The organism is Asaia sp. Ae19-3 (assembly GCF_059801175.1).
On sequence record NZ_JBCHWF010000001.1, the window covers coordinates 2004454 to 2026809 of the forward strand.

A 22356-nucleotide genomic window follows, 5' to 3' on the forward strand; every position below is an offset into this window, starting at 1 on the left:
TATGCATGATGTTGGAGCGATCACTCCACAAATAAAGTTGTTCTTTCTCTCTCTTTTCTCACCCTTGCGCGTTCCCTGCTCAGGCAGTTGAGACGGACCCGCCACAAGACAGGTATCAGGATCATGAGCAAGCTTTCAGGAAAAGTCGCTGTCGTTACCGGTGCCTCCAAGGGGATCGGCACCGAAATTGCGAGAGCCTTGGCCGAGGCAGGCGCCTCTGTTGTCGTCAACTACGCGTCGAGCCGCGAAGGCGCCGACCAGATCGTCGCAGCCATCGGTGCTGCGGGCGGAAAGGCCGTGGCGGTCCAGGGGGATGTTTCCAAAAAGGCAGGGGCTGCGGCCATTATTGACAAGGCCATCAGCACATTCGGACGGCTGGACATCGTGGTCAACAACTCAGGCGTCTATGAATTTGCCGGGATAGAAGACATCACCGAAGAGCATTTTCATCGCCTGTTCGACATCAACGTGCTGGGCACGCTGCTTGTGACGCAGGCCGCAAGCCCGCATCTCCAGGCAGGCAGCAGCATCATCAATATCAGCTCCGTTGTCTCGCGCATCACCCCGCCGAACAGCGCCGTCTATACAGGGACCAAGGGCGCCGTCGATGCCATTACCGGCTCTCTGGCAAAGGAGCTTGGTCCCCGCCAGATCAGGGTGAATGCCATCAATCCGGGTCTGATCAAGACCGAGGGCACGCAGACCGCCAGCGTGATCGGCTCGGAAATGGAGCAGGCTATCATCGCCCAGACACCGTTGGGCCGCACGGGAGAGGTGAAGGATATCGGTCCTCTTGCCGTGTTCCTCGCCTCGGAAGACTCACGCTGGCTGACAGGTGAGACGCTCATCGCGTCGGGTGGCCTGCGCTAAACCATTCAGGGCCGGTCACGGATGCCTTGTTCCGTGACCGGCCTGCCGGCCTCAACCGGCGCGCTTACTTTCGGTTTCGATCCAGTTTTTCACGCGCTCACGCAGCAGGGCCAGAGGCATTGCCCCCTCGTCCAGAACCAGATCGTGAAAACGTCTCTCGTCGAATTTCGCCCCGAGGGCTTTCTCCGCCTGATGACGCAGATCGAGAATGGTCAGCTCACCGATCTTGTATCCCAGTGCTTGACCCGGCCATGAAATATAGCGGTTGGTCTCGTTCTGGATGTTCTTCTCGGCCAGCGCGGTATTGTCACGCAGGCAGGAGAGCGCCTGGTCACGCGACCAGTTCTTCCAGTGAATACCGACATCCATGACCAGTCGGCAGGCACGCCACATTTCCATCGAGAGCTGGCCGAAACGATCGTACGGCGTCGGATAGAGTCCGATTTCGCTCACAAACTGCTCGGCGTAGAGCGCCCAGCCCTCGACAAAAGCCGTCGTGGCATAGTCGCGGCGAAAACCGGGCAGATCGGTCATCTCCTGCGCCAGGGCAATCTGAATATGATGGCCCGGCACCCCCTCATGAGCGACCAGGGACGGCAATTCGTAAAGCGGACGCTGGTCGAGATGCGAGGTGTTGATCATCAGCCCGCCGGAAATACCCAGAGCCGGGCTGCCCGGATCATAGCGACCCGTCGTGTATCCTTCTTCGATCGCACGCGGCACTTCGCGTACGCCATAGGTAAGGCGCGGCAGTTTGCCGATGAGCCGTGGCAATTCACCGTCGATCTTTTTGGCCAGAAAACTCGCCTTTTCCATCAGGGCCTGACGGCTCGTGACGTAAAAGCGGGGATCCGCCTTGATGGTGGCGACGAAAGCCTTGAAATCACCGTGGAAACCAACAGCGTCCATCTGGCTCTGCATTTCCTTGTGGATACGCGCGATTTCCGACTGGCCCAACGCGAAGATCTGATCGGGGGTGAGCGTCGTGGTCGTCTCGCTTTTGACGAGATACGCATAATAGGCGCGCCCGTCAGGCAGGGAAGAGGCGCCGAGGCTTGTGCGACTGGCGGGCAGATACTCTGTTTCGAAAAACCGGGCCAGGGCCTGTTCGGCAGGCTTGATCTTCTCATGCACGATGCGCGCGCCCTCTGCCCGCAGCGACTGGCGCAGTGCTGCGGGCATGGCGGCAGGCAGCGTGTCAAAAGGACGCAGAGCCGGATTTTCATTTTCCGGCAGTGCCGCCTGCGCCCTGACGGCACGCAGCGCAATCTCGGCGATGAGACGCGGCTGAACGAAATGCGTGGCGATGCCGCGACGCATGTTTTCTGTCTGCTGTAAATCATAAGCGGGAATACGGCTCATGCGCACCAGCCAATGCCGGGCATCGGCCTCGCTGCGCAGAGGCGTGTTATCGGCTGCATAACCGATTTCCTGATAGAAACCCTCATCGCTCGTGAAGGGTATGCGCGACGGATCGAATTTCTGACCTTCAATTGCCAGATCATTTTCCCACATCATCAGACGCGCATTGAGCAGAGCCTCACCTTTGAGTGTGGCAAGGTCGAGATGTGCCAGACGGTCCCTGAAGGCCAGTCTCTGCTTCAGGCGCGCAGCTTCTGCGGCGGGGCTGTCGTCAGGCCAGCGTTCCGCCGCATCCTGATCTCCACGCGACGCTGCCGAAACCGGATCGAGCGTCGCCGTAAAGCGATCATAGTCGCTGACGAGTGAGCCGACATCATCGGCATGCGCCTAAAGCGGCGCCAGAACCAGACCAACCCCCATGAGCAGGGCACCCCTGCGACCGGATAAGGATTTCTTCCTGAACAATGCGCGCATCCTGCCTCCTGACAAAACAATTCGCAGGCATAACGACCTGTCAGGCGCAGGGCGTCAACGGGTGACGTCGCATCATTGAACCTGCAATAACGCACTTAACAAGGAAATCGCCCAACCTCTCTGCGCCTGGACACAGACAGCGTTGTTTCATGATCACCAGATCAGTGTATCATGAAGAAGAGGTCAGTCATATAGGGCGTGCATGACGATGGCACTTTACCTCCCCTCAACAAAGCATCTAGCCATAAGAATACATCGCGCGGCACTTCGTTTTCTATCCTAAGATAAAACTCAGACGAGAACTCATTTTTACATTTCACAAGCTCCCGACCAATTTTCTCATAGTATTTCTCCACTTCTTTTCTCCACTCAGGAGACGCTCCCCTATAATATTCTTCTATTTCATATTTTGACATTTTGGAGGCACCTTTGTATTTTTATATTTATTCGCGAGGGAATGATAACAGACAACCGCCAGGATTCATATCAGCCAGCTTGACAAAACCCAGTCACGGACTCCAGTTTCGCACATACACCTCAAACATGTGGGGAACATCTCACCAACTAACTTTTGGAAAACACTCAGATACCCAGAAAACTCAAAAGCCGGTTTCCTCAAAATCAGACTTCGATCAGGCGCATAAATAAGAAAGCACTAAAGTAAGAGAGTATAAATATTTAGACAACAGCACTTAAAAATATTTAAAACTACTCGATAAATAAAAATACTCCCTCTCATTATTGTAAGTAATATTTAATAATTTATCTAGATCATGCATTAATTATACCACAAGGCACTTGAAAAATGTGGATACCATCTAAACAGACCAGAAGGCATGTCGAGCAGTTTCTTGATCTTCCCGCCACGGGTCGGGAGCAAGATTGGGAGATAGAATTATCCGACCATCGTCGTATTGGCGATTTCCTGGAAAAATACACTGAAGAATTTCTTGATGAAGAAACAAAAATTGCCATATGCGCGATACTAATTGCGTCATTTAATGACTCTTTGGTCAATCGATGCTTTTCTAAAAACGACTGGCTATTTTTCGTAGAACTTACAATCGATAAGTTATCTGTCATTGAAGAATCCGGCCTGCTGGATATCTGGAATTGCAGAAACACTGAGGACAATTATGAAATATGCAAATACTTGAATATATACTTACCAATTTAAGCATAAAACCAATCGGCAAAAAATATTATTCGCTAAATTCAAGTGAAAATAATTAAATTATTATTTGTAATATTATTTCCGTAAACTGATCGCACATGGATGCGTTGCTGTATTTCTATCCCCTCCTGCGCCATTGAACGAAAGAAATTACAGATGCGTGCTCAGGCCCACAGGGCTCTCAACCTCTCTTGTGCCTGGTCGCCATCCTTATCTTCCGACTGTGACGCCCTAGATTTTGTGGACAAAGGGTATCCGCTGGAGTGTCGACACGAGACTGACAAAGCCAAGATATGATCCCTTGGTTTTGTCATATCGGGTGGCGATGCGTCGCCAGTTCTTGAGTTTATTGAACAGGCGCTCGACGAGATTGCGCCAGCAGTATTTGGTTCTATCGTGAGGGATAGGAGTGCGGCGGTTGCTTTTGGCCAAGATGCCGGCCTCGATTTCGGCCTTGGCAAGCTCCTCACGCATGACGTCGGCATCGTAACCCTTGTCTGCCAGTAACGCCTCGATCTTGTTAGCGATCATGCAGAATAGCGGGCCGAAGCCTTGGATATCGTGGGTCTGTCCCGGCGTCAGGACAAAACCAAGCGGCCATCCTCTGGCGTCTCATCGGGCGTGGATTTTGCTCGTAAAGCCGCCGCGTAACTGACCAGAAGCTTCCGCATGAGCCCCCTTTTTACGGCTGTGGCTCGCGAATGGGCACGAACCACGGTGCTGTCGAGCATATGCTGCCAGTTATCGGTCAGCCCCGGACTGGATCTGCCAGCGTTTGCAGCAGGGCATCCCAGATACCCTGTGCAGCCCAACTCCGAAACCGGACACAAACGGAGCTCCACCTACCGTAGCATTCATGCATGTCCCGCAGGGACAGCCTGTGTGCAGAACATGCAGCACACCATTGAGAAACCGGCAGTTATCGCCAGCTGGACGGGCCCAACGTCCACGCTCAGGCGGCAGAAGCGGGCCAATCATCGCTCATTCATGATCCGTCAAATCGCCTCGTGCCATACCCGTTCTCCCTGCTCCTTATCCCACAGGCAGCAAGTGACTCAGATCTCAGACAGATCGTATAGATCTTTTGTCAATATGACCTGATAGGCAAAATTAGCGGAATATAATTTTACTCATAAAGTAAAATATATTTATAACAAATTGATTATATACATAAATAATTTATTTGACAATACTATATATGCATTAATATCTTCGTAAAATATTTTCAATATAATTGCACCGTGAGGTCTTCGTCATCAAACGCTCCGCGAACCCTCCACACTTTCAAGCCTCGCGATAAAAGCATTTCCATAGTGTCTTCAGAATCAATATTTAGCCATGTTTCCAAAGAGTCTTCACATATTTTGTCTATTGCATAAATCCAATTATCGCAATCATTACTGTCGAATATGATTAGACTCCTTTGATCTCTACAAATATCGATAGCTGCCCCTAGCAGATCGTCTGATGTAGAAATCACGGCCCAATAATATAATTTTCCTTCCTTAGAAAATATCTTTCTATGTAGGGTTACACACCCCTCCCTTAATTCGGGTGGCAAAAATCTTTTCTGCTTCTCTATGAAAAATCTATTTAATTTTGTATCTTTAACTCCACAAATATGCGGAATAAATAGTTTTATATTAGATATATCTAAATAATTCTTATCATAAAATTCCCTGATCCAATCGGCAGCTTGATCTGATACCTCTTTCCAGCGGTCCTTACGGATAAAGGATATTTCATTGGTTGCCTTAGACGAGTCAACGTATCTAATTCTCGTAGTCATAGTGATCCTTATTAGGCGTATCAAAGTGCCCACCTCGCTTTTGAGACGGATTGTCTATGACGTGCTCCCTTCTTGTAGCCCCTCAAAAGGACAGTTCTGTATTCATATGATGTGTTCCAGATGGGATGACAACGGTTTGTCCAGACGTCCTGCCTCCCAGCTGTGAGTATGGGCGAACGGTGTTGTAATCCGCTTCCCAGGCAGTGAAGATCTCTCTGGTCTGCGCCAGGAAGCTGAAAAGGGTCTCGTTGAGGCATTCATCGCGCAATCGCCTAAAGTGAACTCCGTTCCGTCGTCGCTGACGATCATGAAGGGCTTGCCGTGCTTCCTGACCAGCGCGGTCAATTCCCGCACGACCCGTCCACCGGACAAGGACGTATCGGCCACCAGACAGAGGCATTCCCGACTGAAATCGTCAATGACAGCCAGGATGCGGAACCGACGATCGCAGAGGAGCGCGTCAATGATCTCGGCTCTGAGCACTTGCTTGTACGCAAGCTCTCTTCAGGTGACAGATCCCGTCAAGTCAGCGCCTCGCAGATTACTTCCAAACCAGCGTGCCATGGCGTCATCCAGCCCAGACACGTCGTTCCCCTCTCCTGCCCAGGCAATGCAGCCATCGGGGCGGATCAGACAGGATATTTTGCCTTCGCTTTCGCCCTGCACGATGGAGGAGGGAAAGCGGTTTTTTCTGCCAGAAGCGACGCCCCGCGCCTGCAGGAATACGCCCCGTCCGGTCACCATCAGATCGTAGAGTTGTCGCCCGTCACAAAGTGGCTGATCGGCCACAAGCCGCCCGACAGCATCGTGACTGCCTCCCAGAGAATAGCGCAGCGTAAACCCCTTTATTCTACTGCTGAGCGTAGCACTTTCTCCTTCGTCAGAGAGACGCTGGGCCATGAGCGCACGCAGCGCCCGGGATTGCGGGTCGGGGCGCATGAGAGCGGTCTGGGCCAGCGTGTTGTCGAGAACCTCGCGCGCCACAGGGCGTCGTTCGGCTTCGTAGCTGTCGAGCTGGGTCTCGGGCATTCTGCCATGGACTACCGCCGCAAGCTTCCAGCCCAGATTGGCCGCATCAACGAGGCCCAGTCCGAGACCCTGCCCCCCGAAAGGGGGATGAATATGGGCAGCATCCCCCGCCAGAATGAGCCGTCCCTTTCGATAGGTATCAACGAGGCGCGTGTGATCCGTCCAGCAGCGCCCACCACGAAACGCCTTGAGCGGAACAGGGTACCCACAGACGCGGGCAAGCGCCTCCTCCACCTGGCTTTGTGCAGGCTCGCGCAACTCCTTGGGCGGAGGTCCTGAGAAATCGACCATGAACAACCTGCCCGGCACCGGGCCATAGACCAGCACGCCTCCGGGCTGCATCAGCCACCCCGGAGGTGGCGTCTGATCCGGGTCGGCAAACTCGGCAAAGACCTGATAGAAGGCCAGGCTGGGCGCCGTACCGGGAAAGGCAAATTGCCCATGGCGGCGCATAAAGCTGCGCCCTCCGTCGCATCCAATGGCATAGTGACAGGCAAGAGCCTCTTTGCGACCATGAGCGTCCTGGAGGCTGAGTGTCACGCTCTCCTCATTCGACTGTACGTCCGTCACGGTGCAGGGGCGCCTGAGTGGAATGCCACGCTCCTTCACTTCGCTGAGCAGAAACTCCTGCAAAAAGCGCTGGTCGATCAGCCTGGTCGGGCGGGAGCGATCAATAGGTTGGGTCAGAAGCGGAATACCGCCAAAATGCCCGGAGAAACGCGGCTTGCTTTCCTCATTGGCGCCCCAGCCGCCACGCTGCATGAACGGCGCCATGACGGCCCGTGTGCGCGCCTCCAGCGCGTCGAGTTGACTGGAAAACCCGCGACGCATCAGAACCTCGGCGCCTAGCGGCCCAAGAGACAATGCCTTTTGCACCGTGTCAGGCTCGGCCAGCGTTTCGAGCACCACACAGTCAACACCCGCGATCGCCATTTCGATTGCCAGAAGCAGCCCCACAGGCCCTGCCCCGATAATGGCGACATCAACATGCTTCATAGACCGAATCCATATTTGTACTGAGTATATTTTTCTGATAGGGTCAGTTCATGTCAATTGGAAAAGACCGCCACAGCCGCCGACGCATGGCGACACGTCAGAAAATCTCGGACATCGCCACAGCACTTTTTGCCGAGCACGGCTTCGACAGGGTCACGATCGACACCATCGCCGAGGCTGCCGATGTCGGGCGCATGACCGTCTTCAACCATTTTGCCCGCAAGGAAGACCTGTTTTTCGATCGCGAGCCGGAGATACGCGCGCTTCTGCGCGAGACGCTCGCCCAATCGGCCCCTAAGCATCCGTTCGAGGCATTGAGGCTATGCGCGCATCGTCTCATTGCCGAGGACGCGCCGTTTCTGCGCTTTACACCCCAAAGTCAGAGTTTCATCGTCACATTGAGCCAGAGCGAGACGCTCAAATCGCGGGCACGCGCCCTGCGCGATGAAATCACGTCCGACGTGGGGCAGGGCACAGCCTCCGCCCTCGGCCTTCATTCGGGAACGCCACGCCTTCGCCTCGCAGCCACGCTGCTCGTTGCCGGATGGAGCCGCGCCTATAGCGAAGCCCAGAGCTGTTTTGCTGCAGAAGGCACAAGCGACAAGGCACAGAACCTGTTTCTGGATCTGATCGACATCACCACAAAAGCTGCCTTCATGGTTCTGGAAGCAGACTGAAGCAGCGACAGCACAAACCTCTGCATATCGTTTGTTGATGTCACTGAAGCTTCACCCAATTCGTTCAGGGACGCGTCTATTGCGAGGGGTCACACAACCTCTTCAGCAGACCAGGTGTCATCATGCTTCTCCCACGGCGCCGTTTTATTCGTTCAGCCGCGCTTGCCGGCCTCGCAACTGGCACGCTCGGCTTCAACAAAAGCGCCCTGGCTCTGGTGCCCCAGCGCCCCGCCCTGCTGCCTCATGACGACTTCACCTTCCTGTTTCTGACCGACACCCACATCCAGCCGGAACTCAACGCGTCAAAAGGCTGCCTCGACTGCTTCAACCAGGCGCGCACCCATAAGGCAGATTTTACCCTGCAGGGTGGCGATCATGTTTTCGATGCGCTCGGCGTGCCGAAATCACGCGCGATGAGCCTGATGGATCTGTACAAGCAGACAGCCGATACGCTGGGTCATCAGGTCTATAACACCATGGGCAATCATGATTGCCTTGGCATCTATACGAAGAGCGGTATCGAGCCCTCAGATCCGCTTTATGGCAAGAAATACTATATCGATAATTTCGGCTCGCCCTATTATTCCTTCGACCATAAAGGCGTGCATTTCATCGTGCTCGACTCAATCGGCATCACGCCCGATCGCGCCTATGAGGGCTATATCGACCCGACCCAGCTTGCCTGGCTGAGCCATGATCTGGCGTCCATACCTGTGGGCACGCCGGTCATCGTCTCGACCCATATTCCGCTCGTCACCGCAGTCGAGGAATACGCACCCCCGCCGAACAAGCCACCCGCTCATCTCGGTACACGCATAAAGAACGCCTATCAGGTGCTGGATCTTTTCGACCATTACAATGTGATCGGTGTCTTCCAGGGTCATACCCATGTGTACGAGACCGTCACTTGGCATGGTGTGCCCTATATCACTGGCGGCGCCGTATCGGGCAACTGGTGGCACGGCACGCGGCTTGGCACGCCAGAGGGCTATCTGAGCGTACGTGTCGAAAAAGGCCGCGTCCTGCCTGAATATATCCCCTATGGCTTCAGGACGATCGACCCGAAAAACACCTGATCCGGGGAGCAGGCGCGCCGGATCTCTGGACGACAGGGTAGCTGCGCGTTAAGGCCGATCCATGCGGCTTTTGCTCTCCCCCTCCCCGGTGACCATCGCAGCGCCACGCGCGTATTTCCATCATGACGGGCGCATCCGCTGATGCGCATCGAGGAATTGCCCTGGCGCTCGCCCGATGCCTTTATCGCGCATTATGGCGACGAGCCCTGGTCGGTGCTGCTCGATAGTGGCGGCCCGATCAATGAGCGCGCGAGATGGACGTTTTTCTGCTCTCGCCCCTCGGCAACCCTGACCGGTGATACGGTCAGCGACTGGGCGCGCCTGCCTGAGCTTCTGCCCCCGAAAAGCGCCGAGCATACGCTGCCATTCAGCGGAGGCCTGATCGGTCTGGCCAGCTATGAAGCCGGTCTTGCGTTCGAGGGGATTGCCTCGCGCCATGCACCGTTTATCCCCGGTCTGAGCGTGGCCCGCTATGATGGCGCCTATGTCTTCGACCGGCAGGAGAAGCGGCTTTTCTGGAGCAGCTATTGCGACGCCCCTCAGCCGCTTGCCTTGCCGCAATGCTCTGCCCCTTCTGCCATACTCCCCACTCTGGATTTCATTCCCGATTTCGACCGCCGGGATTTCTGCGCAGCTTTGCGCGCCATCGTCTCGCGTATCAATAACGGTGAGCTGTTTCAGGCCAATCTGACGACGCAGTTTCGTGCCAGCATCGCACCGGCTCTCGCAGCCAGTGCTGTCTATCGCCGTATGCGCCACGCCTCACCTTCTCCCTTTGGGGCCTTTTTCAATACGCCGGCTTTCGCCCTGCTCAGCGCCTCGGTCGAGCGATTTATCAGCATGGATGCTCAGGGGCGTATCGAGACGCGCCCGATCAAGGGCACAGCCCCCCTCGGCGCCACGCCTGCCGAAAATGCGCTGATCGCCAAAGCTCTGCGAGCGGATGAAAAGGAATATGCCGAAAACCTGATGATCACCGATCTCATGCGCAACGATATCGGTCGCGTCGCGCAGCTCGGATCGGTGAACGTACCGGCGCTTTGCACAGTCGAGCGCTTCACCCATGTGCATCATCTTGTCTCTGCCGTAACCGGATTGCTCGAAAACGGGCTCACAGCGCTCGATCTGCTGCGCGCCACTCTGCCGCCCGGCTCGGTGACCGGGGCGCCCAAACATCAGGCATTGAAAGTGATCGATGCGACCGAGCGAAGCGCCCGTGGCGCCTATTGCGGATCGCTGTTTCGCATTGGCGCCGATGGCGCCCTCGATAGCAGCGTGATCATCCGCAGCCTCGTGCTCAAACCCGGCAGCCTGACATTGGGGGCCGGGTGCGGCATCACTACGCTTTCGGACCCTGAGCGCGAATATGACGAGCTGTGCCTCAAGGCCGCTCCCCTGCTGGGCCTCTTTAAGCCATGAGATCTGTGTGGCTCGATGACCGATTGGCCCCATCGAAAAATGCCCCTCTCGATTATACCGATCGAGGATTTCTGCTGGGCGATGGCGTATTCGAAACCATGCGGCTGCATGACGGCGTTCTTGTCCGGCTGGACGCGCATCTCAGACGCCTGGCCGAGGGCGCCGCGCTGCTTCAGATCCCGCTCCCGGAGGGAGACCGGCTGCATCATGCGCTTAAGAGCCTTATCAAGGCCAACGGACATGCGTCCGGCTCGCTGAGGCTGACACTTACCCGCGGCGTGGGGCCGCGCGGCCTTCTGCCGCCACCCTCACCTCATCCGACTGTGCTCATCACCCAGGCCCTGCCCATGGCGGCCCCTGGCCCCTGCCGCCTGCATGTCAGCCGCTACCGGCGCGATGGCGCGTCGCCCCTGAGCCGGATAAAACATCTGAATTATCTGCCGCAAATCCTGTCGCGTCTCGAAGCCGACCAGGCAGGCTTTGACGATGCCCTGCTTCTCTCCGCTGACGGCGTGCATATTGCAGAGGCCAGCGCCTCTACCCTGATCGTGCTGAGTGGCGGAAACCTGCAGACGCCGCGGCTGGAAGATGGCGCTCTGGCTGGCACGGCGCGTGCGACACTTATCGCGGCAGGGATTTGCTCAGAGGCGCGCCTCAATCTGGATACATTGCGCCAGGCAGACGCCGCCTGGCTGATCAACAGCCTTTCCCTGAGAGAGGTTAGCGCCATCGGAGCAGATCAACTCAGGCAGGAGGCACGCTGGACAGCGCGTCTGAGAGACGCCCTGTTTCCCCGGACAACCGACAAAGCCCCCAACGGAATGTCATCTTGAAACACGTCTCGCCTGCCCGACGACGCACGAAGAGAACCGCGCTGGTCGGCTGAAGAAGCGTATGGATTTTATCAGAGCCCCGACGGGACTGCCTCGCGCAACAACCGCACCGGCTTTTGGCCTCTACCGAGGACAGTCCATCGCAAGCCTTACGTGGCGTCAGGGGAATCCGAAGCGCTCATAAGTGACTCCCCCCGTGAGACAGCTTGCGTGCCCCCCCCTTGACCAGACTGAACCACGCTATCCTTTGACTGTCAGGACAGGCTTCATCTCGGCCACACCTGACGCCATCCCGGAATTCTGCACAGTGTGAAAAGCTGGCAAAACGGGTTTGTAGGAAGCAGGAGCCTCCTCCATGAGATCCTTCTCCAGTTCACGCCTGATATCCTCCCGCAATCCCACCGGATTGACCCTTGAGACCACTCTCAGACGGTTTGCTGGATCGGCGCCTCTCATCCTGCCCCGGGACAAGAGCCGCCCGGCGCCATGGGGTGCGGAATTCAGGGCCTGTGCGAGACTGCCCCCTTTCATGATGAACGAACTGGTGCCCATGCTTCCTGGCACAATCACCGGATGACCTCCCCAGAAGCTGTTGGTTTCTCCTGCAGGCGAGGCCCCTTTTCTATGCAGATAGTCACCTGCGTTCTCAAAAAGCATATTATGGGAGAGATCATAGACCAGATGGCTTTCGAATTCCCGGCCCATCACCTCCCTGACTGCCTTCAAGGCCATGTGCTGCATGCACAGGCGGTTGATGACACCGAAATTGCTCGCGAGACCCAGAGCATTGAGATAGGCGCGGGAGTGTTCGGCATGCCTGCCCCGAAGCGGAAGTGGGTAGAAATCATGAATGGGCCTTGCCAGACTGGATGGATAGATCCGGCGCGCAAGATCCATGTAGTGATCTCCGACCATCCCACCCGCAAAAAGCGATCCTGAATGGATCATGATGCCGATCGTTCCGGGCTTTATGCCCCATTGATAAGCGGTTCGCGCATCCATAATCGTCGAAACCTCCTGAAATTCGACGAAATGATTTCCACCACCGATAGAGCCCAGCGCACTGTCTCTCGTCTCGCCTCCGGCACCCCGGATGAAATCGTCAAACATCCAAGTGTCATACGTGTCCCAGGAACCCCCATTATGAGTCCGCTCGACTTCCTGCTCGAGGATATCGGGAGTGAGCCCTGCCAGCAGGCCTTTGAGCGGGCGCTTCGTATCAAGACCCAGAAGGCCATGACGCATGACGGCCTCTCGCTGATGCTCGTCAAAGACGATATCTCTGCCACCTTCGAAAAAGACATGCCGCAGCGTGTCGTCAAGTTCCCGGCCAAGTGCCCGGAAGCTTTCGGCAGGGATATCGGTCGCCACAAAACGCATTGCGCAATTGATGTCGCGACCAATGGCTTTGGGGATGATAAAGCCGCGCGCATCAATTACCGTTCCGACGGGTATGCCTGAGCCCTTATGGAAGTCTGGCGTCAGCACGACACGCTCTACCGAGCTCTCATGCTGAAGGAAACCGTCCTGCTTCAGAAGCTCGACAGTGTCATGAATGAGGCTGATACCAGCCGTTTCGCGCAGAGATGCCCTGTCTACAGGGACATCCCGATTGGCGAACAGGGTAATATCGAGACCGTTAGTGGTGGATACACGTATCCTGTTCTCATCGAGACGATGAGTTTCAACGTATTTGTTCATTTTTATCTCTTCACAAAACCGGGTAGCAGCCGCGGTAATGCGAGATAAGTGGCGCCGCTTTAGGACCTCGTCCGGATACTGTCAACGCCCGGCTGTACGTGCGACGCTCTAGAAAACCGTTGAGACGCCAGGACAGCGGCGCTTGTTTGACGGGGCAACTGTCAGGCAGGAACCCCAGTCAGAGCACGGGTCCAATCATCGCCAGGGTGTTGTGCCAGAGGCGACGAGACCACGGCCAGGCGCGAACCGCCTCGAGCGTGATTTCGTCGGAGACATCAGTGTAACTATGCTGCCGCGCCCGGATTTCGGCAGTGAAATCGCGGTCGCTGAACAGGATATTGTTTTCGAAGTTGAGGTCGAAGCTGCGCCGGTCGAGATTGGCAGAGCCGATCATGCCCATGCGCCCATCGAGCGTAAGTGCTTTCGTGTGAAGGAGGCCAAGCGGGTATTCGAAGATACGCACGCCAGCTTCCAGCAATTCCTCATAATAGCTGCGGCTCGCGCCCGCTACGATCCATGAATCATTGCGCGTGGGTACGGTCATCGTCACACGCACGCCGCGTCGGGCTGCCGCACAAAGCGCTGCCTGAATAGGCTCATCCGGCACATAATAGGGCGTGGTGATTGTCAGCTCTTCTGCCGAGGCATTCATGAGCGAAGTAAATACCTCAGGCATCGCAGCATAACGCAAGGCCGCGCTGGTCCCGATGACCTGCGCCACGAAGCCCTCGCGATCTTCAATGACCGGAGCGGATGCGAGAAGCGCACCGAGATCCTCATCGGTGTGTGCCATCCAGTCAGTCGCGAAAAGATGCTGGTTCTGCAGCACCACAGGCCCTTCGAAACGCGTCATGAGATCAACCCAGGGCGCAAAGCGCGCCTTGACGCGAAATTCCGGGTCGGCGCAGTTCTGACTGCCGCAATAGGTCAGGCGATTATCGATCACCACGATCTTGCGGTGATTACGCATATCCATGCGCCCATGAAGAGGCCAGGTGAGAATATTGCCCATAGGCATGGCCCGTACCAGATGGGCACCCGCCTCCTGCATTTTCTTCCATGACGGGTGAGCGATCAGGCGGCGCGAGCCAAGATCGTCAGCCATTACGCGGCAGGTCACGCCACGCGAGGCTGCCCGGCAGATGGCATCGATTATTTTTGTGCCGTTATGATCCGTCAGCCAGATGTAGAAGCAGATATGCACATGGTCCTGCGCCGCATCGATATCGCGCACCATGGAATCGATGGCTGTATTGGAATCGGGCAGAAGACGCGCCCGGTTGCCTGCCTCAGGCGGATAGCCGCTGGCAGACTGGCCGACACGAAACAAGGGCGCCAGACGCGGCGGCAGATGGTATTTACCCTCGGCATCAATCAGGTCTTCGCTGCTCTTGCCCGGCACATGCAGGGTTTTACGGGCTTCCGTGATGCGCGACACAAGGCGACGGCCCATATTGGTCTCGCCCAGCATGAGGTAGGCGAGCGTTCCCAGCACAGGCAAGGCTGCGATGATGGCCACCCAGGCCACACGGGAAGCCGGTTGCCGATGGGGGCGCAACAAAGCGCGCCCGATGAACACCACCTGAACGGCGAAGCTCAGCAAGGCGCCAGTCAGACGCCAGCCGGTCATTTCCATGAAAGCAGACCCTTATCCCAGCGTCTTGCGTCGCAGGACGGTTTATTGCGCTACGAGCTTTTCGGTTTTTTCGGGCAGAAGCCTGAAGCGCAGGCGCATTACCGAGGCCCCTACATGGGCACCGGAGATGTTCATCTTGAGATCAAGCTTCACGCCATACTGGTTTTCAAGCACAGCTGCACCGACACCCGAGCCGATGGCGGCATCTGCCTTGACGGTCCAGTAGGTGCCATCGAACTGATCGAGACGTGCCAGATCCTTGACGGTGCCCGTGCCCTTGACCGTGATGTAGCCAAGAGAAGCGATACCGCCCCCACCGATCTCGAAGGGAATATCCCTGCCGTTATGATGCAGGACGCCCTTGCCCCATTCATACCCCAGCCCGCCACCGACTTCCTTAAGCGTGAAGCTGATCGTCGATTGCGTGGCAGGTGTCGCCGCAGGAGCAGCAGAAGACGCTGACGTGCCCGGTACAGGCGGCTTGGCGGCCATGCCAGAGGCCGGGTTTGTCGCAGCCGAAGCCGTCAGGGGGACGAGGCAAAGGGACAGGGACGCGGCAAAAGCCGCAAAAGAACGTGGGAACATGACCTTCGCCTCCTTCTTGTTCGATCAGGCTTGCTGTTCAGACGTCACAGCGCTGCATGAGTTGCCTGTGCCTCACCTTACGCCTGAAACAGCCCCCTGCAAATCGGCCACTTCATCGCATCTCGCTGATCACACGGGCATGCTGCGGGCAAATGAAAAGACATTTTATGAAACAGAAGGGGAAACGCTGATCACGGTTTCGAGTTGTTAAACCCGACCCTTGCTCATGGAACAGACCGAACGTGACGAGAACCCGACCGATCGCTTCGGCCCTGCGCCATGGCCGATTTACGCTGCTTCTTCCTGCCTTGCTTCTTGGCGGGTGTCAGGCAGACCACATCTCCTTTCTCGATCCGGCCGGGCCGGTCGCGGCACTTCAGAAACACTGGTTCCTTCTGCTGTCAGGCGGGTTGCTTCTGGTGATCCTGCCCGTGCTGATCGGTGTTCCGCTTTGCCTCTGGCATTACCGCGCCTCCAATCGCAGGGCACGGTTTCTGCCGGACTGGGATTTCGCCCTGCCGCTCGAATTTCTGGTCTGGGGCTTTCCGGCAGTCGTCGTCATTGCCTTCTCGCTCCTGGTCTGGGGGCCCGAGCGACGCTTCAGCCCCGAGCGCGCCATTGGTGATGCTCCGCCGCTACAAGTCGAGGTTGTGGCCCTGAACTGGAAATGGCTTTTCATCTACCCCGAAGCGCATGTGGCAAGCCTCGATCACCTCGTGCTGCCGCAAGGGCGGGAGGTCGAATTCCATCTAACCTCGGACGGCACGATGCAGTCCTTCCTGATCCCCTCACTCGGCAGCCAGATCTACGCCATGGCGGGCATGGTGACGCATCTCCATCTTCAGGCGGACCGGACAGGTCGCCTGCTCGGCGAGAACACGCAGTTCAACGGCATGGGATTTCAGGATCAGAAATTCCCCGTCGATATCGTTTCGCCCGATCAGTTTGCGCAGTGGCTGGCAAAGGCCGGCTCGAGCCCCCTGCAGCTCGACACACAAAGCTATGACATCCTGCGAAGACAGGAAACCGGTCGCAAATCGGCTCAGACGCTTCTGCACGACGCCAAGGCCTCGGATGCGATTTTCTCTTCGGTTCCAGAGCGTTTCTTCCAGGGCATCGTGATGCATTACGACGCCTCGATGCTCCCTCATTCCGGCTGATCGAGCCTAACCCTGCTGTCGCCATTGCGACACCCAAAAGACCGGAGATCAGCCTTTGCGTCACTTCCTGCTCGGCTCGCTTGGCTATGATGCCCTGCCCTTCTACAGCCTCATCGCCACCTTTGCTGCCTCGATCGTGGTTCTGGGCGCCTTGGCCGTGCTGGTATTCGTCACCTGGCTGAAAGGATGGCGCGCGCTCTGGTCGGACTGGCTGACAAGCGTGGACCACAAGAAAATCGGCATCATGTATGTTGTGGTGTCTTTCGTGATGCTGGCCCGCGCTGTGGTCGAGGCGGTTGTCATGCGGTCGCAGCAGGCCGTGGCGTATCAGAACCCCGGCTTCATTCCGCCCGAACATTTTGCCCAGCTCTTCACGACCCACGGCACGATCATGATTTTCTTCATGGCCATGCCGTTCCTGATCGGCATCTATAATTTCGTTCTGCCGCTCCAGATTGGTGCCCGTGACGTCTCCTTTCCGGTCATGAACTCGATCAGCCTCGGTCTGACCAGCGCGGGTGCCGTGCTGCTGATGATCTCGCTTTGCATCGGCAAGTTCTCGACAGGGGGCTGGACCGGATATCCGCCCTATACGGAGTTGTCATTCAGCCCCGGCGTGGGGGTGGATTACTGGATATGGGCGCTGACATTGAGCTCGGTCGGCAACACCATGACCGGCATCAATTTTGCCGTGACAATCTACAAGAAGCGCGCGCCGGGCATGACGCTCTTCCGTATGCCCCTTTTCGCCTGGACCGCCCTGTGCATCTCGATCCTGATGATTTTTGCCATGCCGCCTCTGACCGTGGCGACGCTGATGCTGGCCATGGATCGCTATCTGGATATGCATTTCTTCACCAACGAACTTGGTGGGAACATGATGAATTACATCAACATGTTCTGGCTCTTCGGACATCCTGAAGTCTACATCCTTATATTGCCTGCTTTTGGCGTCTATTCAGAAACCATCGCCACTTTTTCGAATAAACGACTTTATGGCTACACCTCGCTCGTCTGGGCGACTGTTTCGATCGCAGTCCTGTCCTTTACGGTCTGGCTGCACCATTTCTTCACCATGGGGCAGGACGGCAATGTGAATGCCGTCTTCGGCATTGCCACCATGCTGATTGCCATCCCTACCGGCGTGAAAGTCTATGACTGGCTGCTGACCATGGCGCGCGGGCGTATCAGGGTCAGCGTGCCCATGCTCTATGCCTGCGCGTTCATGATGCTGTTTGTCGTGGGGGGGGCCACCGGGGTCATGCTGGCCAATCCCGGCTTCGATTATCAGGTGCATAATACGCTTTTCCTGGTTGCGCATTTTCACAACATGCTCATCCCCGGCCTGCTTTTCGGCATGCTCAGCGCCTATCACTACTGGTTTCCCAAGGCTTTCGGGTTTCGCCTGCATGAAGGCTGGGGGCGTATCGTTTTCGGTTGCTGGGTGGGCGGCTTCATTCTGGCTTTCATGCCGCTCTATATCGTTGGCGCGCTGGGCATGCCGCGACGCAGCCAGGAGTTTTTCGAAGCCGTTTATCGCCCCTATCTCTGGGTCGCCCTCTGCGGCGCGTTTCTGGTGCTCGGCGCTCTGGTCAGCATGGTCATTCAGCTCTGGACCAGCATCAAAAACCGCAAGGCCCTTGCCGTGCCCGTGGGCGACCCCTGGAACGGACGCACTCTGGAGTGGTCGATTGCAGCCCCGCCGCCAGAGTATAATTTTGCCCTGATCCCAAAAATCGACTGTGTCGATGCTTTTCATGAAGCGAAAAAACATCGCGATGCCTGGCGGGCTCCGGAACATTATTTCGATATCGAGCTGCCCTCGAACACACCGGTTGGCTTTGTCTGCTGCGTGGCAGGTGGTGTGTTCGGCTTTGCCCTGACCTGGCATATCTGGTGGGCGGTCATTCTGGGTGCCGCCGTGTTTTTCGGCGCGATCATCCTGCGCAGCTTCAATCGCAATACGACCTATATCGTCCCGGCCTCCGAGATCAGGGAGAATGAAGAGCGCTGGCTGCTCACGCTGCGCGAGACCGCTTTCATCGACAACGATGCCATGTTCACGACCGCCAATAACGGCCTGGTCAAGGAGCCGATCTGATGGCGCAAACCGTACAGGGCAAGGGGCCAAGTCATATCGGCATCCGTCTGAGCAATGCCGCTCCCGCCTCGCATCAGGAGGAAGCCCGCTCACAGGCCGAAGAGGCACTGTTCGGCTTCTGGGTCTTCCTGATGAGCGATCTCATCATTTTCTCAATGCTGTTCGTCACCTATGCGACGATGGGCCACTCCCTCGCGGGTGGTCCCGGCCCTCATGAACTATTCGATCTTTCTTCCGCCGCATGGGAGACGGTTGCCCTGCTCGCGAGCAGCTTCACCTGCGGGCTGGCTACTCTGGCGATGCGCTATGATCGCTCGGTCAAAAAGACGCTTTTCTGGTTTGCCATTACTTTGCTGCTTGGCCTCGCCTTCCTGTCGCTGGAGCTGCATGATTTCATGACCATGGCGGCGAAAGGGGGTGGTCCCTCCCGATCGGGCTGGCTTTCTGCCAGCTGGGCCCTGATCGGTACGCATGGGCTGCATGTCACGAGCGGCTGTCTCTGGATGCTCATCATGTTTGCGCAGACAGCCCGGTTCGGTCTCGACCCGCTGGTGCAGACACGCTTCATGCGCCTCGCCCTGTTCTGGCATTTTCTCGATATCGTCTGGATTGGGATCTTCTCGATTGTCTATCTGCTTGGAGTGCTGTCATGAGCGATCACCATGAAGCGGAGCGCCGACAGGAACTGCATGGCTACGTGATTGGCCTCATTCTGGCCGTCGTGCTTTCGGCCCTCCCTTTCGGAGGGGTCATGCTCGGGCTGTTGCCGAAGACGTCACTCCTCTGGCTGATCGCCATAGCCGCGTTATGTCAGGTCATCGTTCATTTCCGGTTTTTCCTGCATATCGATCTGTCACGCTCGCATCGCGACGATCTGCAGCTGATCCTGTTTTCGCTCCTGATCGTGGCCCTCATGGTGGGAGGAACGCTCTGGGTGCTGAGTAATCAGAGGCACATGATGGGGTAATGTTCCGGCCTCATTCTGCAGCCCTTTACAGGCAATCGCCGGAAGTACTGCCGTGATGGTTATCGTAGCGACAATGACCGTGGTCTACCGCTTGCCGTCATGGGGTTGAAAACGAGGCGAGATGCACAAGCCGCTCGAGGCCGCTGTACGGACCGCCTCTGTGCCGAGACCGGAAATTCGTCTGATTGTTCAGAGCTGAGCGATCTCCCACGCAGAAAATTGCCGCAATTCTGAACAAAAACGCATCGCCCTAGAATTTGAAACGCTGACCTTCCTTGCCTGTGTCAGGCAGATAAGGGCCGCCAGCGCGTATTGTGACGCTAAGTACGGCAGGCTCCTCATCCTTGCGGTCGCCAAGCGATATTGCGGCCTCACCTGTCGTCCAACGATGTTCCGACGTCTCCAGAGGCGCCCAGCCCTCGATATCGAGGGCGCGGAGATGATCTTCAAGGCGTCTGGTTTCTGTCGCGGAATATGGCGTGACATCCCCGACAAGAACCCCAAGCTTACGCCGATCGTCACGGCAGGGCCCCTCAATATCAACGGGTCTGGCCACACGGGACGCAATGCGTACCTCACGCACGTCGGGCGGGATCAGGAACATGGCATTTTTCCCCTGTTTCCGCGCACAGGGAATACGCAGCCCCCCCTCTGTCACAAGATGAAGGCCCGGATCATGCTCCAGCACCATATCGCGACGGATGATCGCTCCATCGCCAATTCTCGCAGCGATCGCCTCGTAGATCGGCGCGACGAACTCCCGATCCGTGCGCAAGGGAGCGGCGGCATCCTGCGCCCAGGCACGATAATAGACCTTGATATCGGCAAGTCCTGAAAGAGCCGGATTTTCACCATCAAGCAGCGTTTCAGACAACACGCCATTGGCACGGATGATCCCATGCTCTGCCGTGCCGATATGATAATACTCGTAAGAGTCGAAGCTGCGATCATAGGCAATGCTCACTCCGTTGACGAGCATGCGTATCGGTACAAAGGCTTCCTCGAAGAAGAAGCAATGCTCGGCAGTTACCAGCAGATCCTGATAGGGCTGCCCCGGTCCGAACGCGCCAGCGGCGATACGCACCGGATAGCCTGCCTCATCATCGGGCAGATGGCGGCGAACCGTAACCCGGTCTCTGACCAAGTGAATGACCGGCTCAGATCCGGGCATTCCGTGACGATAGACAGTCATCAGATCGCCTTTGATGAAATCCTCAATTGCCTTCTCGCCAGCCTCGGTCTCAATCAGTGAACCGGCGAGGAAACACGTGATAACCGTCCCGCCCGCTATTGTGAGACTGCCTCCGGATACAACCACCGGATCCTTAAGCGTCGAGCCGCTCGAGGCGTAAATCAGGACGCCACTGGCAACTTCGGCACCATACATTGTCGCCCCACTGGCAACGTAGATCGTATCGTTTGTGAAGCCAGAATTGTAATAGATGTCGTTGATTGACGTCGCCCCGGCGCTGATCGTCGCAACGAGCGAATTATAGGAATTTCCAACGCTCGCTCCGCCCGAAGACATATAGAGATACCCGTTGGTGATGACCGAACTCAGCAAGGTACCGCCAGACATGACAGAAACGACCGGATATCCTCCCTGGTTGGATCCGCTGCCCCCTGAGGCGGTTGCGCCGCTCATCACGATCAGGGTTCCCCCGCTCATACGTACCGGGCCCTGGCTGACAACATTACCGCTTACATAAACGGTCACCCCTCCGGAATTAATCGCTGACCAAGTGCCTCTGAGAACAGAGACATTACTCGTAGGTGTCGTCGTCAACGGTCTGGGCGTACCGTAATCAGCGAGGATAGTAGCAGAGCCACCTGCCGTAATAGACAAGCTGCTCAGCACGGCATCGGAGCTGACAAGCACAGATGCGCCCGATGTTACTTCGAGACCATTAACGGTCGCTCCCGAACTCACATACACATTCACGCCATTGGAGATATGCGCGTTACTCGCCACCGAGCCTGAAGAAAATCTGACCGGGCTGTGATCATAAGGCGTCACCCAGGAATAGGTCTCATCGAGGGAGGTAGAACCCGAATAGTAATTTGTCTCGGTCGATATCCCGCTGACATTACTCGTGACACCACCATTTGACACACGCAGGTAGCCGTTATCGACGGTTGAATCGATCAATGAGCCGCCAGACACGACGACGGTTGGGTAACCACCCGACGCTACGGCTGAAAGGCCTGATACCGTCGCACCGCTCGCGACCGTAAGCGTCCATCCCCCGGTGAACAAGACAGCGCCGCTGATAGTGACGCCGTTGCTGACATAAACGGTTTGACCACTGACGTTACTGGCCATCCAGTTACCGCTAATCTGCGTCGCCATTGCCCGTCTCTCCGTTATTTTGCCCTCTGTGCGTCCGCCTTCGCCGTACTCTTTGACAAAATCGGAGCCCCCCATAACGGGCTACCCGGGTCAGATTATCTGTTATTAGCGTTTCAATGGCACATTATGTGGGCAAATTGGAAAGGCGTTGTTAGTA

General features: G+C 56.6%; 17 protein-coding genes and 3 pseudogenes. 10 read left to right on the plus strand and 10 right to left on the minus strand.

Translation table 11 applies throughout. The features are described 5' to 3' along the window. Positions 1-123: 123 nt before the first annotated feature. Entirely contained in the window at positions 124-870 is a 747-nt protein-coding gene (locus AAID99_RS08735) for a glucose 1-dehydrogenase (protein ID WP_188426175.1), read from the plus strand. A 51-nt stretch (positions 871-921) separates the two neighbouring features. Here AAID99_RS08735 and AAID99_RS08740 read toward each other — a convergent pair. Together AAID99_RS08740 and AAID99_RS08745 are read right to left on the minus strand one after the other, a co-directional pair. After that, positions 922-2544 (minus strand): annotated as a pseudogene (locus AAID99_RS08740) (DUF885 domain-containing protein); the annotation flags it as partial. A 323-nt stretch (positions 2545-2867) separates the two neighbouring features. Beyond that, on the minus strand, positions 2868-3122 hold the full coding sequence (locus AAID99_RS08745; protein ID WP_498493662.1) for a hypothetical protein: 255 nt from the start codon (positions 3120-3122) through the stop codon (positions 2868-2870). A 389-nt stretch (positions 3123-3511) separates the two neighbouring features. Between AAID99_RS08745 and AAID99_RS08750 the strand changes: the two genes are divergently transcribed. Further along, positions 3512-3883, plus strand: a complete 372-nt coding sequence (locus AAID99_RS08750; protein ID WP_188426177.1) for a hypothetical protein — start codon at positions 3512-3514, stop codon at positions 3881-3883. A gap of 228 nt (positions 3884-4111) precedes the next feature. Here AAID99_RS08750 and AAID99_RS08755 read toward each other — a convergent pair. The 4 genes and pseudogenes from AAID99_RS08755 to AAID99_RS08770 all read right to left on the minus strand — a co-directional run. Beyond that, a pseudogene (locus tag AAID99_RS08755) lies at positions 4112-4474 on the minus strand (transposase); the annotation flags it as partial. 631 nt (positions 4475-5105) lie between these two features. Next, entirely contained in the window at positions 5106-5669 is a 564-nt protein-coding gene (locus AAID99_RS08760; protein ID WP_498493663.1) for a hypothetical protein, read from the minus strand. 82 nt (positions 5670-5751) lie between these two features. Then, positions 5752-6131: pseudogene (locus AAID99_RS08765) on the minus strand (integrase core domain-containing protein); the annotation flags it as partial. A gap of 42 nt (positions 6132-6173) precedes the next feature. Next, on the minus strand, positions 6174-7694 hold the full coding sequence (locus AAID99_RS08770) for an FAD-dependent monooxygenase (RefSeq protein ID WP_498493664.1): 1521 nt from the start codon (positions 7692-7694) through the stop codon (positions 6174-6176). A gap of 50 nt (positions 7695-7744) precedes the next feature. On the opposite strand from AAID99_RS08770, the gene AAID99_RS08775 reads away from it, so the two are divergent. The 4 genes from AAID99_RS08775 to AAID99_RS08790 all read left to right on the plus strand — a co-directional run bounded on the left by AAID99_RS08775 (position 7745) and on the right by AAID99_RS08790 (position 11699). Next, positions 7745-8371, plus strand: a complete 627-nt coding sequence (locus tag AAID99_RS08775) for a TetR/AcrR family transcriptional regulator (RefSeq protein WP_188426181.1) — start codon at positions 7745-7747, stop codon at positions 8369-8371. A gap of 122 nt (positions 8372-8493) precedes the next feature. Further along, positions 8494-9447: a metallophosphoesterase family protein gene (locus tag AAID99_RS08780; protein ID WP_188426182.1), complete on the plus strand. Its 954-nt coding sequence runs from the start codon at positions 8494-8496 to the stop codon at positions 9445-9447. Between the two features lie 141 nt (positions 9448-9588). Then, entirely contained in the window at positions 9589-10866 is a 1278-nt protein-coding gene (locus AAID99_RS08785; RefSeq protein WP_188426183.1) for an anthranilate synthase component I family protein, read from the plus strand. Beyond that, the gene (locus AAID99_RS08790; RefSeq protein WP_498493666.1) at positions 10863-11699 is read left to right on the plus strand and encodes an aminotransferase class IV; all 837 of its coding nucleotides are present in this window, start codon (positions 10863-10865) and stop codon (positions 11697-11699) included. Before AAID99_RS08785 ends, AAID99_RS08790 begins: the two co-directional genes overlap by 4 nt. 240 nt (positions 11700-11939) lie before the next feature. Here AAID99_RS08790 and AAID99_RS08795 read toward each other — a convergent pair whose 3' ends face one another. The 3 genes from AAID99_RS08795 to AAID99_RS08805 form a co-directional block, all read right to left on the minus strand. Continuing rightward, on the minus strand, positions 11940-13400 hold the full coding sequence (locus tag AAID99_RS08795) for an RtcB family protein (RefSeq protein ID WP_498493667.1): 1461 nt from the start codon (positions 13398-13400) through the stop codon (positions 11940-11942). 178 nt (positions 13401-13578) lie between these two features. Beyond that, a complete protein-coding gene (cls, locus tag AAID99_RS08800; protein WP_229719755.1) occupies positions 13579-15036 on the minus strand; it encodes a cardiolipin synthase in 1458 nt (485 codons plus the stop codon). A gap of 42 nt (positions 15037-15078) precedes the next feature. Then, positions 15079-15621: a hypothetical protein gene (locus AAID99_RS08805; RefSeq protein WP_188426186.1), complete on the minus strand. Its 543-nt coding sequence runs from the start codon at positions 15619-15621 to the stop codon at positions 15079-15081. Positions 15622-15863: 242 nt separating this feature from the next. Between AAID99_RS08805 and AAID99_RS08810 the strand changes: the two genes are divergently transcribed. The 4 genes from AAID99_RS08810 to cyoD all read left to right on the plus strand — a co-directional run bounded on the left by AAID99_RS08810 (position 15864) and on the right by cyoD (position 19849). After that, entirely contained in the window at positions 15864-16781 is a 918-nt protein-coding gene (locus AAID99_RS08810; protein ID WP_188426187.1) for a ubiquinol oxidase subunit II, read from the plus strand. Between the two features lie 67 nt (positions 16782-16848). After that, positions 16849-18882 (plus strand): cbb3-type cytochrome c oxidase subunit I, encoded by a 2034-nt coding sequence (locus AAID99_RS08815; RefSeq protein WP_456304108.1) that lies wholly within the window; start codon positions 16849-16851, stop codon positions 18880-18882. Then, positions 18882-19535, plus strand: coding sequence for a cytochrome c oxidase subunit 3 (locus tag AAID99_RS08820; RefSeq protein ID WP_188426189.1), 654 nt, complete (start codon positions 18882-18884; stop codon positions 19533-19535). Before AAID99_RS08815 ends, AAID99_RS08820 begins: the two co-directional genes overlap by 1 nt. Then, entirely contained in the window at positions 19532-19849 is a 318-nt protein-coding gene (cyoD, locus tag AAID99_RS08825; RefSeq protein WP_188426190.1) for a cytochrome o ubiquinol oxidase subunit IV, read from the plus strand. Before AAID99_RS08820 ends, cyoD begins: the two co-directional genes overlap by 4 nt. A 250-nt stretch (positions 19850-20099) precedes the next feature. On the opposite strand, the gene AAID99_RS08830 is transcribed toward cyoD, so the two are convergent. Next, a complete protein-coding gene (locus AAID99_RS08830; RefSeq protein ID WP_188426191.1) occupies positions 20100-22199 on the minus strand; it encodes a Hint domain-containing protein in 2100 nt (699 codons plus the stop codon). Between the last annotated feature and the right edge of the window lie 157 nt (positions 22200-22356).